Source organism: Paenibacillus aurantiacus, assembly GCF_042431225.1.
GTDB classification, from domain to species: Bacteria; Bacillota; Bacilli; order Paenibacillales; family Paenibacillaceae; genus Paenibacillus_Z; species Paenibacillus_Z aurantiacus.
Genome location: NZ_JBHMDO010000042.1, coordinates 1 through 13,734, shown reverse-complemented (window position 1 = coordinate 13,734; position 13,734 = coordinate 1). Strand labels below are relative to the sequence as shown.

The window sequence follows — 13,734 nt, the reverse complement described above, 5'->3', positions numbered from 1 at the left end:
CGAGCAATCAAACGATGAGTAAGGGAGAGATGTTGGGATGAAGTTTGGCAGACTCACGCATGCCGCTCGCTGGATCGTTTGTTTCACCGTATTCGTCGCGGGATTATCGCTTACGCCCTACGTATCGGAAGCCGCGCCGACAGATGGCCGGGTGCTCCAGTATACGTTGAACCGTTCCTTCAACGGCACGAGCGACTATGTGGACAAATCGGCGGATATCGCCGCGGTCGCTCCGCTTACGCAAGGCTCCATCGTCGTCCGCTTCAAGACGACGAGCACGGCGGCGGCGAAGACGTTCTTCAGCGCCTCGCACACCGCCGATCCGTCGAGCAACCTGTCGCTGACGATGAACGGCGGCACAGTGTATTTCGAGAATCGCGAGAACGGCGTATACGCGACGCAGCTTAGCGCGGCAGGCACGTTCAACGACGGCGCGTGGCATACGGCAGTGCTGTCCGTGGACGTTACCGGCACGCGCATCTACGTCGACGGCTTGCTGAAGGGCAGTACATCGTCTACGGCATTCTTCGCGAACGTGACGAGTCTCAATGGGATGTGGGCCGGTCGCAATGCCGACAATGGCGGCGGTCAGTGGTACTACGCCGGCGATCTGGCGTACGTGGACGTCTACAACCGCGCCTGGTCGCAGGCCGAAGCGATGGAATCCGCCGGCTTGCTGCCTCAAGCGGCGCTGTCCGCCTCGGTGAATCGCGCCTTCGACGGCACGACGGAATACATCGACCGGACGGCTGACCTCGCCTCCGTCTCCGCTCTCACGCAAGGCGCGATCGTCGTCAAATTCAAGTCGCCGAGCACCGGTCAAGCGCAGACGTTCCTGAGCGCTTCGAACACGTCGGCGCCTTCGACCAACGTGTCGCTGACGATGAATAACGGCACCGTGTACTTCGAGAATCGGACGAACGGCAACTACGCGACGCAGCTGAGCGCCTCCGGCAAAATGAACGATAACAACTGGCACACCGCCATCTTGAACGTCGACGCGTCCGGCACGAAAATCTACGTCGACGGACAGCAGCGCGCATCCTCATCCTCGACGGCGTTCTTCGCCGCCGCTCAAGGGCTGAATGGGCTGTGGATCGGGCGCAATGCCGACAACGGCGGCGGCCAATGGTACTACACCGGCAGCATGGCGTACGTCGCGGTGTATCCGGCGTCGCTGAATGCGAGCCAAATCAACATGCTGAGCGCGATGTTCGAGGAGACGATCCTCTTCGATACGAGCGACGGCAAAGGCTATGCGCAGTATCGGATTCCGAGCATCGTCTCCACGGCGAATGGCACCATTCTGGCCGTGGCGGAAGCCAGATCGGGCGGGGACCAGACGCCAACGGATCTCGTCTTGAAGCGCAGCACCGACGGCGGCGTCACCTTCTCCGAGCAGGTCATCCTGTCGCCCGGCAAATCGCTTGGCAACGCGGAGATGAATCCGATGCTGCTCGCCGAGAATACGGGCAATACCGTTCATCTGCTGTGGGGGCGTTGGGTATGGGGCAATTGCCAATATTTCATTCGCACGAGCACGGATAACGGGCTGACTTGGGGCGCGGCGAGAGACATCACCTCCGTGCTGAACGCGTACAAAAATACCGCCAGTCCCTATTACTTCGCCGGGCTATCCGGCGCGGGCATGGGGCCGGGGCACGGCTTCCAAATGACCAATGGAACGCTGGTCGTGCCTATCTACCTGACGACGAGCAACTGGACGAACAGCACGGTGGCGACGATCTACAGCACGGACGGCGGCGCGACGTGGCAAGCCGGATCGCTCGTGCCGAACCCGAGCGGGTATACGAGAATCCACGAGAACATGATGGTGGAGCTGTCGGACGGCCGGCTCATGGCGAACATGCGCAATCCGGGCAGCGACTACCGGGCGGTCTCGGTCGCAAGCGGTCCGACCGGAGCGTGGTCGACGCCGTATTCCGACACGACGCTTATCGATCCGATCGTCGCGGCCAGCCTGCAGCGCTACGATGCGAGCACGATCCTGTTCACGAATCCCGCACATGTATCGTCTCGCACGAACATGACGATTCGGATGAGCAGCGACGACGGTGCCACCTGGTATCGGTCGAAGGAAATTTACGCGGGGAATAACGGGTATTCCGATATCGCGGTCGCCCCGGACAAGACGATATTCGTCTTCTACGAAAAACCGGCCGCGAGCAAAATCGCGCTGGCCCGTCTGAACAAAGCGTGGATCGAATCGCCGTAAGGCGAGGTCATACCGAACAAGACGTTTAATCGAGCAAGGGGAGAGCGAGGCGTCCTTAGTTTCGCGCATGGTGGAACGGAAGACGTGCTCGCCGTCCCTTGTATGACGGCAACCGCTCATCCGGTTATTCGGCGCAATAAGTATAGGGCATCCGGCCATCCAATCGTTCGGCGCACTCAATACTGGCCATCCGGCGATCCGGCCATCCGACCGTTTCGAGTACTTAACATTTCGGCAACCGACATTTATGTTCATCTATCGAAAACAAGCAACTGTTTCATCAACCCCACTAACGGAGGTTACATCATGGACTTGACCAAATTTCACGGCATCATTCCGGCGTTCTACGCCTGTTACGACGATCAGGGGAACATTTCGGAATCGCGCACGGCTGCGCTGGCCGATTACTTGTATGCGAAGGGCGTGCAGGGCGTCTATGTCGGAGGCAGCTCCGGCGAATGCATCTACCACAGCCTGGAGGAGCGCAAGCAGGCGCTCGCTTATGCAGCCCGCCATCTCAAAGGGAAAATGACGCTCATCGCCCATGTCGGTGCACCCTCGACCAGAGACAGCATCGAGCTGGCCCGGCATGCGGAGGAGCTTGGATACGACGCGCTTTCGGCGATTCCGCCGATTTATTTCAAGCTGCCGGACTCGGCCGTCATCGGGTACTGGACGGCGATCATGGAGGCGACCGAGCTGCCTTTCATCATTTATAACATCCCGCAGACCACGGGCTACACGCTGACGCCGGGCGTCTTCCGGCAGCTGCTCGCCAATCCGAAAGTCATCGGGGTCAAAAATTCCTCCATGCCGGCGCTCGACATCGAACGCTTCAAATCGGCGGGCGGCGATCGGGTCGTCGTCTTCAACGGTCCCGACGAACAGTTCGTCGCGGGCCGGATCATGGGCGCGGCCGCCGGGATCGGAGGCACGTACGCGGCGATGCCGGAGCTGTTCCTTGCAGCCGACAAGTTCGTGCGCGAGGGTCGCTTCGAAGAGGCGGGCAAGCTGCAGAGCGAAATTAACGACATCATTGTCGCGCTCTGCTCGCAGGACGGCTCGATGTATGCGGCCATCAAGGAGGTGCTTCGCCGCCGTGGCGTGAATATCGGCGGCGTGCGGGCCCCGCTCGAAGATGTCTCGCCGGCGGACGCGGAGCGGATTGACGGCATCGCCGCCGCGATCGATGCGCTTGCGCTTCGGTATCGCGAAGCCTAACTGGCCGCGATCGCATCGATGTGCCGGGCCATTCCCCGCATCGACCGCCAGCAGGCATGGCCGAGCGGCGATTGACCGGCATTTAGTAGGCGTGCACAACCAATCGAACTTCAGACCAGGGGGACACGAACATGAAGCGCACACGGATTCTCGCGGTTGCGGCCGCACTCACGGTATTGCTGGCGGGGTGCTCGAACGGAGGAGACTCGAACACCGCTGCTGACAACGGCGGAGGAGCATCGGACGGTAAGGAGAAGGTCGAGATCAAGGTATGGCTGACGCCGCAGTGGAAGGGCGTGCTCGACGCGTCGGAGGAGGGGGCCGATTACGACAGCTTCTTCAAGCATGCGGCGGAGAAGTTCGCGGCGCAGTACGACAAGTACGACGCGAAGGTGAACGTCGAGGTCATCGCGGGCGACCAGCGGGATCAGCTGCTGAACGTGAACTTGAGCGGCGGGACGCCGCCGGACGTCTTCTTCGAGAGCGTCTTCGCCATGGGCGACTACGTCCATCGCGGCGCGCTCGTGCCGCTGACGGACATCGTGGACGACGCCGCGAAGCAGGACATCGCGGACAACTACTGGAGCTCGGTCACGTTCGGCGACGATATTTACTTCTACCCGTTCCAGAACAATCCGGGCACGCTCGTCTACAACGCGGACATGTTCCGCGCGGCGGGCCTTGCGAGCGACGTTGGCGGCGAGAATGAGATCAAGACGTGGACGCTGGCGGACTACGAGCGCATTCTGAAGACGCTGAAAGAGAAGCTGCCGAAGACGCCTTATGCCGGCGCTTACCCGATGGCGCTCTACGCGGTGAACAACCAGGGCGATACGTGGAATCTCGCGTACTTGCGCATGTTCGGCAGCAAGTTCTTCGACGAGGCGGGCAACATCGCGCTGGACGACGCAAGCGGCGCGAAAGCGGCGGCGTGGCTGAAGTCGATCAAGGACGCGGGCTACACGAACCCGGGGCCGGAATCCGTCTCGTCGAACGACGCGAACGGCATGTTCCAGAACCAGCAGCTGGCGATCAGCTTCACGAACCCGGTGCTGTACGCGAATGCCAAGGCGGACATGGCGAGCGGCAAGGCGCCGAAGTTCGATGCGCGCCTGGCGAACATCCCGTCGGAGAGCGGCGATCCGCTGACGTTCACGTACGTCGTCGGCGCGAGCGTGTTCCAGACGAAGGACGAGAAGCGGATCGAGGTCGCGAAAGATTTCGTCAAGTTCTTCTCCACCGATCCGGAGCTTACGAAGTCGTCGAAGAACGGCATTCCGGTCCGCAGCTCGGTCGCCGAGGCGTTCAAGGGCGAGAACCCGCTGTTCGTTGCCTATGATGCCAATGCGAAATACTTGTTCAACTTTACCGGCAACGTGCCGGGCTACAGCCAGCTGCGCGAGGTGCTCTATCCGGAGCTGCAGGCGCTGTACACCGGGGCGAAGACGCCGGAGCAGGCGATCAAGGACTATCAGGCGGCGGGCAATAAAGTGATCGAGACGAACAAGGCGAGCTCGGTTATTTTCGGCAGCAAGTAGCACGATTGGAGAGCGGGTTTGCTGCAGGTTGCATGCAGCCGAACGCTAGCGGATGGCCTGCGGGGTAAGTGCGCATTCCGTCTCCCATCAATCGCGCGAGCGGTACGAAGGATGCAACCGATCCTGCCGCTCGTTGTACACGGGTTCAACTCTACATCTAGCCATCCCCATCCTACGCGGGGAGCCGCTGACGCCAACGCATTTCATTGCCGCTGGCATCCGTCCTCCCCGGGAAAGGAAGACAACATGCGATTACGCAAACAAGCGCTTCAAGCGAACTTCACCGGTTACCTGTTCATTCTGCCGCAAATGGCGATCTTCCTGCTTTTCCTCGTCTATCCGATCGTCGAGGGCATTCGGCTTAGCTTGTATCAAATCAATTATCAGGACGAGCGGTTCGTCGGGCTGGACAATTACGCCGCGTTGTTCAGCGATCCGGTCTTCTTCAAGGCGCTGCTGAACACCGTCGTCTTCGTCGTCTGCATCGTCCTCCTGACGGTCGGCTTCTCGTTGTTCGCGGCCTCCGCCGTCTTCGACAAGAATGCCAAATACGTCTCGTTCATCCGGGGCAGCTATTATATTCCGGTCATGGTGTCGATGGTCGTCATGAGCATGGTATGGAGCTTTCTCCTAAATCCGGCCAGCGGCCTCATCTCGTACTTGGCGCGTGAAGCGGGAGCAGGGCAGGTGAATTTGCTCGGCGGCAGCAAGACGGTCATGCCGGTCATTATTTTCGTCACGTTCGCGACCAACGTCGGACAGGCGATCATTCTGTACATCGCGGCGATGATCGGCGTGCCGAAGGATCTGTTCGAGGCGGCCGAGGTGGACGGAGCGAGCCGGTGGCAGACGATCCGCCACATTCTCATTCCGTCCGTGCAGCCGTCGACGGTGTACATCACGATCATCAATATTATCGCCGTGCTGAAAATTTTCGTCGTCATCCAGCTGCTAACCGGCGGCGGGCCGAACAACGGCTCCGTCACGCTCATGTACTACCTGTACAATAACGCGTTCAAATTCAACCAGCTCGGCACCGCTTCGGCTGTCGGCGTCATCATGTTCCTGATCACGCTGCTGCTATCCGTACCTCAGCTCAGAAGCATGCTCAAACAGACGTAAGGAGGAGGTACGCATGCCGAAATCGATCAGCAAGAAGCGGGAGCCGTACGATCTCGTATCGAACGCTCTCGTCGCGTTCTTCGCCGTCTTGAACTTATTCCCGCTGTACTGGCTGATCACGAGCTCGCTGAAGAACAGCGCCGACGTGGTGAAGATGCCGCCGGACTGGTTTCCAGCATCCATCACCTTTGATAACTACATCGACGTGTTTCGCAATCAGCCGGCGCTGCGCTGGACGTTCAACAGCTTGTTCGTCTCGGGCGTCAGCACGGTGCTCGTCATTATCGTGGGTGCGATGGCCGCTTACGCGTTCTCGAAGCTGACGTTCAAGGGACGCAATGTCATTTTCGTCATCTTCATCTCGAGCCTGATGATTCCGAAGGAAATCATGATCGTGCCGCTGTTCCGGATCATTCAGGATTTCGGGATGGTGAACGAGCTCGGCGGAATGATCTGGCCGAATGTGGCGACGGCGTTCGGCGTATTCCTGTTGAAAGGGTTCTTCGACGCGACGCCGGACGCGCTGCGGGAAGCTTCGCGCATCGACGGGGCGGGCGAGTGGCGGACATTCGCGCAAATCATGCTCCCGATCATAAAGCCCGGCATCGGGGCGCTGTTTATCCTGAACTTCGTGCAAGTGTGGAACGATTACCTGTGGCAGATGGTCGTCGGACAGGAGAAGAACATGAAGACGCTCATGGTCGGCACCGCGACGCTCATGCAGGATCTGAATCCGAACTATGCGTACAAAATGGCGGGCGCGACCGTCGCGGCCATCCCGATGCTGCTCATTTTCCTGCTGTTCCAGCGGTATTTCACGCACGGGATGACGGCAGGGGCGGTCAAGGAATGACTGAATGACAACAACCAACGCGAAGGAGGAAGAGCAGTCCATGGGACGATTTAACGGCGCAACACTGTTCGAGGCATTAAGCGGGAGGCTGATCGTCTCCTGTCAGGCGCTGCCGGAGGAGCCGCTGCACAGCCCGTTCATTATGGGCCGGATGGCAAGGGCGGCCGCGCTTGGCGGCGCGGCGGGCATCCGGGCGAACAGCGTGGCTGACATCCGCGAAATCAAGCGAGAAGTAACCCTTCCGATCATCGGCATCATCAAGCAGGTATACGACGGGTCGGACGTGTTCATTACGCCGACGGCCAAGGAGGTCGAGGCGCTGTTCCAAGAAGGCGTGGACGTGATCGCCCTCGACGCGACCGATCGCATCCGGCCGGACGGCACGACGATCGAGCAGGCGTTCCCGGCGCTGCGCCGCGCGTTCGGCGAGCAATTGTTCATGGCGGACTGCGCGACCTTCGAGGAGGCGGCGCGCGCGGCCGAGCTCGGCTTCGACTGCGTGGCGACGACGCTCAGCGGCTATACGGCGGCAACCCGCGGACGCGCGCTGCCCGACCTTGAGATGGCGGAGCGACTAGTGAAGACGGTGCGCGTGCCGGTCATCGCCGAGGGCGGCATCTCGACGCCGGAGGAGCTCAAGGCGCTATTCGGCGCCGGCGTCCATGCGGCGGTCGTCGGGTCGGCGATTACGCGGCCGCTCGAGATTACGCGGCGGTTCGTACGCGCGACCCGCGCTTTTGACTGAACCGATAAGGGGGGAGAGCCGTGAAGGTGCTGGCGGCGGACATTGGGGGAACCTCGACGAAAATGGGAGTGTGCGACCGGGACGGACAGGTCGAGCAGTACCGGGAGTACGCCACCGAGGCGAAGCAGGGCGGGCCGCATCTGATGGAGCGGCTCATCGCGAATTTAGCGGAGTATGGGGAATATGACGCGATCGCGATCAGCACGGCGGGACAGGTGGACGCGGCCTCGGGCACGATTGTGTACGCCAACGGCAACATTCCGAACTACGCGGGCACGCGGATCAAAGACGAGCTGGAGGCACGCTTCGGCAAGCCCGTCCGGGTCGAGAACGACGTGAACGCGGCCGCCCTCGGCGAAGCCAGCTTCGGCGCGGCGCGCGGGTATCGGGATTTTCTCTGTCTCACCTTCGGCACGGGCATCGGCGGCGCGATCGTGCTAAGCGGCCAGCTGTATCGAGGCGCGGATGGCGTCGCGGCCGAGTTCGGCCATATGTTCACGCACGGGCTCGGGGAGAGCGGCGATGCCGGGACGGCGGCGTTCTATGAAGCCTACGCCTCGACGTCGGCGCTCGTACGCATCGCGGCCAGCATCGACCCGCAGTGCGCGGACGGCAGGACGTTCTTCAATCGGGTGAACCAAGGGGACGAACGGATGGGGGCGGTCCTGCAAGCTTGGGTATCCGAGACGGCGGCGGGGCTGGCGTCGCTCGTTCATATTTTCAACCCGCCGGCGATCATCGTCGGGGGCGGCGTCATGGAGCAGGAGCAGCTCGTGCGCATGGTGGAGCGGCGAACCCGTGAGCTGATCATGGACAGCTTCCAGGGCGTGCGTATCCTGCGGGCGGAGCTCGGCAATAAGGCGGGTATGTTGGGGGCTGCGTCGCTGTTTGCGGGGTAGGCAGCCGTTCAAGGTTCTCGCGATTTGAAAAGGAAAGAGAGGCGGGCAGCATGATGTTAGGATGGTTGGCGGATGCGAGCGGACGAACCGAGTACGCCGGGATCGAAGAGGCGCTGGCGGCACTGAAGTCGCTCGCTGCGGATGATTGGCCGGAAGGCAAAACCGTCATCGACGGCGATCGCCTGTATGCGACGGTGATGAAAGCGACGGGCAAATTAGCGGACGGACTGCCGGCGGAGGCGCACGAGCGTTATATTGACGTCCACCTGTTGTTGGAGGGGGAGGAGACGATCGGCTGGTCGCCGCGGCGCGAGCCGATTCCCTTAGTGAAGCCTTATGACGAGGAGACGGATTACCTGTTGGCCGCGCCCGCATCGGACGAGGTGATGCTGCAGCTGTCGCCGGGCATGTTCGCGGCGTTCTATCCCTGGGATCTTCATCGTCCGGGACTCGGGGAAGGCGGCGCGCTCAGGAAGGCGGTAGTAAAGCTAAGAATCGATAACTAAAGGAAACTCTGCGAGAGCGTCTTCCCATGGAAGGCGCTCTCGTATTTTTTTCTAGTAAATCGTGAAATGGACCTGAATTCCGGCCTTTAATCATAGTTGACATACAGGAATAGTATAATTTAGTATGGGTGATATTGGTTGTTTTAGCCAATAATTATGGATTGCCGCCGCGGCGGTCCGATTCGCTATCTTACGAAAGAGGTGACCAACATCCATGTTGTTCAGCTATGTATCGCATCTGGAATGCCCCAAATGCGCGGCGTCCTATTCGCACCGGGAACGGCATCAGCTGTGCGCGTGCGGTTCACCGCTTCTGGTTCGCTATAATCTCCAGGCGCTGCGCAGCGCCTGGAGCAAGTCCGATCTGGCCGGTCGCGACAACAGCTTGTGGCGTTACCGCGAGCTGCTCCCGGTCGAACATGAGGCGAACGTCGTCTCCCTCGGCGAAGGGATGACCCCGCTGCTGCCGATGCCGCGCGCTGGGGCGGGTATGGGCATTCCGAAGCTGTACATGAAGGATGAAGGGCTGGTGCCGACCGGTTCGTTCAAGGCCAGGGGCGCGGCCGTCGGCATCTCGAAGGCGAAGGAGCTCGGCGTGCGCTCGCTCGCGATGCCGACCAACGGCAACGCAGGCGCGGCTTGGGCGCTGTACGCGGCGAGGGCCGGCATCGAAGCGGCGGTCGTCATGCCGATCGACTCCCCGGTCATCACCCGCGCCGAAGTCGCGATCTCGGGCGCCCGGCTTGCGCTCGTGGACGGCCTGATCAGCGATGCCGGCAAGATCGTCGCCCAAGCGGTGCGGGATGAAGGCCTCTACGACGCGTCCACGCTCAAGGAGCCCTATCGGATCGAAGGCAAGAAGACGATGGGGCTCGAGATCGCCGAGCAGCTGGGGTGGCGGCTGCCGGACGTCATTCTGTACCCGACGGGGGGCGGCGTCGGGCTGATCGGCATTTACAAGGCGCTGTTGGAGCTGAAGGAACTCGGCTGGATTGAAGGCAAGCTCCCGCGACTGGTGGCCGTTCAAGCGTCGGGCTGTGCGCCGATCGTGAAGGCTTGGGAGGAAGGGCGCGCCGAGTCGGCATTCTGGAGCGAGTCGGCGACCGTCGCCTTCGGCATTAACGTGCCCAAAGCGCTCGGCGACTTCCTAGTCCTGGAGGCCGTATACGCCACCGGGGGCTGCGCGGTCGCGGTCGGGGACGAGGAGCTGCTCGCGGAGCAGCGCCAGGTCGCCGCGCTGGAGGGCGCGTTCGTCTGCCCGGAAGGCGCCGCCGTATTCGCGGCGGCGCGCCGATTAAGGGCGAGCGGCTGGATCAAGGAGGAGGAGACGGTCATCGCGCTCAATACGGGGATGGGGATCAAATACCCGGACACTGTACGGGCCGATCCGCCCATCTTGCCGCCTGGCGGCGTAATGCCCGCCGGCCCGCGAGCAAGCGAAGGCGGGGAAGCGAGATGACCTTCGATACCGAATTCGTGCTTCGCGTGCTGCCGGAGTTCCTGAAGGCGACGCTCGTGACGTTCAAGATCGCGGGCATTGCCATCCTCGCCTCGATGCTGGTGGCATCGGTGAATGCGGCCATTCTCTTTTTCAGGCTAAGAGGATTCGCGTTCCTGGTGCGGCTGTACGTGGAGCTCGCCCGCAATACGCCGCTGCTGATTCAGCTGTTCTTCCTGTACTTCGCGCTGCCGTCGCTCGGCATCCGGTTATCCGGGATGACGACGGCCATATTGGCGATGACGTTCCTGGGGGGCGGCTACATGACGGAGGTGTTCCGCGCCGGGATGGAAGCCGTCCCCAAGAGTCAGCTCGAATCCGGGCTCGCGCTCGGCTTGTCCCGGATGCAGCTGCTGCGGGAGATCGTGCTGCCGCAGGCGATGCGCATCGGCACGCCGGCTTTGTTCGCGACCTTCGTGTTCCTGCTGAAGGAGACGACGGTCGTCTCGGCCGTGTCGGTCCCCGAAATCATGTACACCACCACGAACTACATCGCGTTGTATTACAAAACGTACGAGATGCTCGCGGTCATGACCGGGATCTATCTGGTCATGTTTCTGCCGCTCTCCGCCCTTCTGAGCGCGCTCGAGAGGAGGTACCGGCATGGACAGTTCGGGACTTGACGTGCTGCTCGGCGCGCTGCCGCAGCTTGGGAAGGGGCTGCTCCAGACGCTCCTTATTGCCGCTTACAGCATTGTCATCTCCACGGTGGCCGGCATACCGTTCGGGATCTTGCGTTCATCCCGCCGATTAGTGCTGCGCGTGCTGACGCGCGTCTATTTGGAGCTATTCCGTTCGATCCCGATTCTCGTCTGGCTGTTCTTCTTTTTCTTCGGGCTGCCGATCTTCTTCGGCATCGATCTGCCGAGCGTGCCGTGCGCGGTGTTCGTCTTGTCGCTGTGGGGAATAACGGAGATCGGCGAGGTGGCCAGAGGCGCGCTGCAATCGCTGCCGAGCGGGCAGCGGGAGGCGGGCAAGGCGATCGGGCTCGGCACCGCGGACCTGTATGTGCACGTCTTGATTCCGCAGGCGATGCGCCGGATGATCCCGCCTTCGATCAATGTCTATACGCGGATTATCAAGACGACCTCGCTGACGGTCATGATCGGCGTCGTGGAGATGATCAAGAGCGGTCAGCAGATCATCGAACGGACGGGCGAGTCGGTCGTCATTTATGGCACGTTGTTCCTGTTGTATTTCCTGATCTGCTATCCGTTATCTGCGGTGTCGCGTCGGCTCGAGCGCCGATGGGACGCAGCTTAGCCGACGGCCGGCGGATTGGGCGGAGAGGAGATTCGCATGGAAGAAACGATACTGGAACTGCAGCGAGTCGGCAAGTCGTTCGGCGGCCAGCCCGTTCTCCGGGAGATCGACCTGCGCATACAGAGAGGCGAGGTCATCGTGATTCTGGGGCCGAGCGGCTGCGGCAAGAGCACCTTGCTGCGGTGCATGAACGGCTTGGAAGAGACGGAGAGCGGAACGATCCGGTTCGGCGGCGAAGCGTTGAGCGCCCGCGGGACGGATTGGCGGCAGATCCGGCAGCGGGTCGGGATGGTGTTCCAACACTATCACTTGTTCCCGCACATGACCGTGTTGGAGAACATTCTGCTGGGACCGGTCAAAGCGCAAAAACGCGCGAAAGCAGAGGCGGAGGCACAGGCGCTGCGGCTGCTCGGCCGGGTCGGGCTTGAGGAGAAGAAAGACGCCTATCCGCGGCAACTATCCGGCGGCCAGCAGCAGCGGATCGCGATCGTGCGGGCGCTGTGCATGAATCCCGAGGTGATGCTGTTCGACGAGGTGACCGCCGCGCTGGATCCCGAGATGGTGAAGGAAGTGCTGGAGGTCATGCTCGATCTGGCGGATCAGGGCATGACGATGGTCATCGTGACGCACGAGATCGGGTTCGCGAAGGCGGCGGCAGACCGAATCGTGTTTATGGATGAAGGACAAATAGGCGAGATCGGAGAGCCGCATTCGTTCTTCGAAGAGCCGAAGACGGAGCGGGCGCGGCGGTTTTTGCGGCAATTTTGGGATATCGGCGATAGGCAAAGGAGGAGAATACAATGAGAAAACCGTTTTTTTTAGCACTAATTCTTACTATATTCATGGGTTTACTGATTGGTTGCGGGAATAACGCCAACCAGCCGGCCGAGGAAACGAAGGGAGCTGCCGCGCAGACGGATAACGCGGAGACGAAGAACGCGGAGCCGGCGGGCAAGGCATCTGCGGAAGGCGGCGCGATCCAAAAAATCAAGGAACGCGGGAAGCTGATCGTCGGGGTATTCAGCGACAAGCCGCCGTTCGGATACGTGGACGAGAAAGGCGATTTCGTCGGATTGGATAACGAACTGGCCAAACGCTTCGCGAAGGATCTGCTGGGCGACGAGTCGAAGATCGAATTCGTCACCGTGGAGCCGGCGAGCCGCATTCCGTATCTGCAGAGCGACAAGGTGGATCTGATCGTAGCCAACATGACGGTGACGGAGGAGCGGAAGCAGGCGGTCGATTTCACGAATCCGAATTTGAAGGTAGCGACTCAAGTTATCGTGAGCGACAAGAGCGGCATCAAGTCTCTGGCGGATTTGAAAGGGAAGAAAATCATCGTGACCAAAGGCACGACGGCCGACCTTTACTTGACCGAGAACTACCCGGACGTCGAATTGGTCAAATACGAGAAAAACACGGAATCGCTGCAGGCGCTTGCGGACGGGCGCGGCGACGGTTATGCGCAGGATAATTTCATCCTGTTCGCATGGGCGAAGAAAAACCCGGGCTTTACGGTCATTCCCGAGAAGCTGGAGAAGGAAGCGCCGATCGCGCCGGCCGTGAAGAAAGGAAACACGGAGCTGCGAGACTGGGTCAATCAGGAGCTGGAGCTGCTGGCAAAGGAGAAGTTCCTGCTGGGACTCTACGACAAATACGTCAAGCCGGAGCTCGGTCCGGACGTTGATCCGTATGACGTTATCGTGGAAGGCGGCACGCTGGAGTAGAGCGGCACTAGGAAGCGGACAATGCGGCAAGTCTTCATTAAAAGGTAAGGGGCGTAACTCGCAAGATAATCTGGACCCTTAGTCAAGGACACTTTGAAAAAAAGAATTAAGCAGCACTTAAGAGAT

At 60.9% G+C, this 13,734-nt stretch carries 13 protein-coding genes; all 13 read left to right on the top strand.

Annotated elements, in window-relative coordinates; genetic code table 11:
* Positions 1 to 37: 37 nt before the first annotated feature.
* The 13 genes from ACFFSY_RS25710 (at position 38) to ACFFSY_RS25650 (ending at position 13,608) form a co-directional block, all read left to right on the top strand.
* Positions 38 to 2,236 (top strand): exo-alpha-sialidase, encoded by a 2,199-nt coding sequence (locus ACFFSY_RS25710; protein ID WP_377499544.1) that lies wholly within the window; start codon positions 38 to 40, stop codon positions 2,234 to 2,236.
* Between the two features lie 306 nt (positions 2,237 to 2,542).
* Positions 2,543 to 3,457: a dihydrodipicolinate synthase family protein gene (locus tag ACFFSY_RS25705; RefSeq protein ID WP_377499542.1), complete on the top strand. Its 915-nt coding sequence runs from the start codon at positions 2,543 to 2,545 to the stop codon at positions 3,455 to 3,457.
* 131 nt (positions 3,458 to 3,588) lie between these two features.
* Positions 3,589 to 4,995 carry an ABC transporter substrate-binding protein gene (locus ACFFSY_RS25700; protein ID WP_377499539.1) on the top strand — a complete coding sequence of 469 codons (1,407 nt, stop codon included), beginning with the start codon at positions 3,589 to 3,591 and terminating at the stop codon, positions 4,993 to 4,995.
* A gap of 246 nt (positions 4,996 to 5,241) precedes the next feature.
* Positions 5,242 to 6,117 (top strand): carbohydrate ABC transporter permease, encoded by an 876-nt coding sequence (locus tag ACFFSY_RS25695; RefSeq protein ID WP_377499537.1) that lies wholly within the window; start codon positions 5,242 to 5,244, stop codon positions 6,115 to 6,117.
* A 13-nt stretch (positions 6,118 to 6,130) separates the two neighbouring features.
* Entirely contained in the window at positions 6,131 to 6,970 is an 840-nt protein-coding gene (locus ACFFSY_RS25690) for a carbohydrate ABC transporter permease (protein ID WP_377499535.1), read from the top strand.
* 4 nt (positions 6,971 to 6,974) lie between these two features.
* Complete coding sequence (locus ACFFSY_RS25685) at positions 6,975 to 7,715, top strand: N-acetylmannosamine-6-phosphate 2-epimerase (protein WP_377499533.1); 741 nt, start codon at positions 6,975 to 6,977, stop codon at positions 7,713 to 7,715.
* A gap of 20 nt (positions 7,716 to 7,735) precedes the next feature.
* A complete protein-coding gene (locus ACFFSY_RS25680) occupies positions 7,736 to 8,614 on the top strand; it encodes an ROK family protein (RefSeq protein WP_377499531.1) in 879 nt (292 codons plus the stop codon).
* A gap of 50 nt (positions 8,615 to 8,664) precedes the next feature.
* Positions 8,665 to 9,120: a NanQ anomerase/TabA/YiaL family protein gene (locus ACFFSY_RS25675; protein WP_377499529.1), complete on the top strand. Its 456-nt coding sequence runs from the start codon at positions 8,665 to 8,667 to the stop codon at positions 9,118 to 9,120.
* A 214-nt stretch (positions 9,121 to 9,334) separates the two neighbouring features.
* Positions 9,335 to 10,579 (top strand): threonine synthase, encoded by a 1,245-nt coding sequence (locus ACFFSY_RS25670; protein WP_377499527.1) that lies wholly within the window; start codon positions 9,335 to 9,337, stop codon positions 10,577 to 10,579.
* Positions 10,576 to 11,241 carry an amino acid ABC transporter permease gene (locus ACFFSY_RS25665; RefSeq protein WP_377499525.1) on the top strand — a complete coding sequence of 222 codons (666 nt, stop codon included), beginning with the start codon at positions 10,576 to 10,578 and terminating at the stop codon, positions 11,239 to 11,241. The genes ACFFSY_RS25670 and ACFFSY_RS25665 overlap by 4 nt, the downstream gene beginning before the upstream one ends.
* A complete protein-coding gene (locus tag ACFFSY_RS25660; RefSeq protein ID WP_377499523.1) occupies positions 11,222 to 11,881 on the top strand; it encodes an amino acid ABC transporter permease in 660 nt (219 codons plus the stop codon). Before ACFFSY_RS25665 ends, ACFFSY_RS25660 begins: the two co-directional genes overlap by 20 nt.
* 36 nt (positions 11,882 to 11,917) lie before the next feature.
* Positions 11,918 to 12,685 (top strand): amino acid ABC transporter ATP-binding protein, encoded by a 768-nt coding sequence (locus ACFFSY_RS25655; protein ID WP_377499521.1) that lies wholly within the window; start codon positions 11,918 to 11,920, stop codon positions 12,683 to 12,685.
* Positions 12,682 to 13,608, top strand: a complete 927-nt coding sequence (locus ACFFSY_RS25650; RefSeq protein ID WP_377499519.1) for a transporter substrate-binding domain-containing protein — start codon at positions 12,682 to 12,684, stop codon at positions 13,606 to 13,608. Before ACFFSY_RS25655 ends, ACFFSY_RS25650 begins: the two co-directional genes overlap by 4 nt.
* Positions 13,609 to 13,734 lie beyond the last annotated feature (126 nt).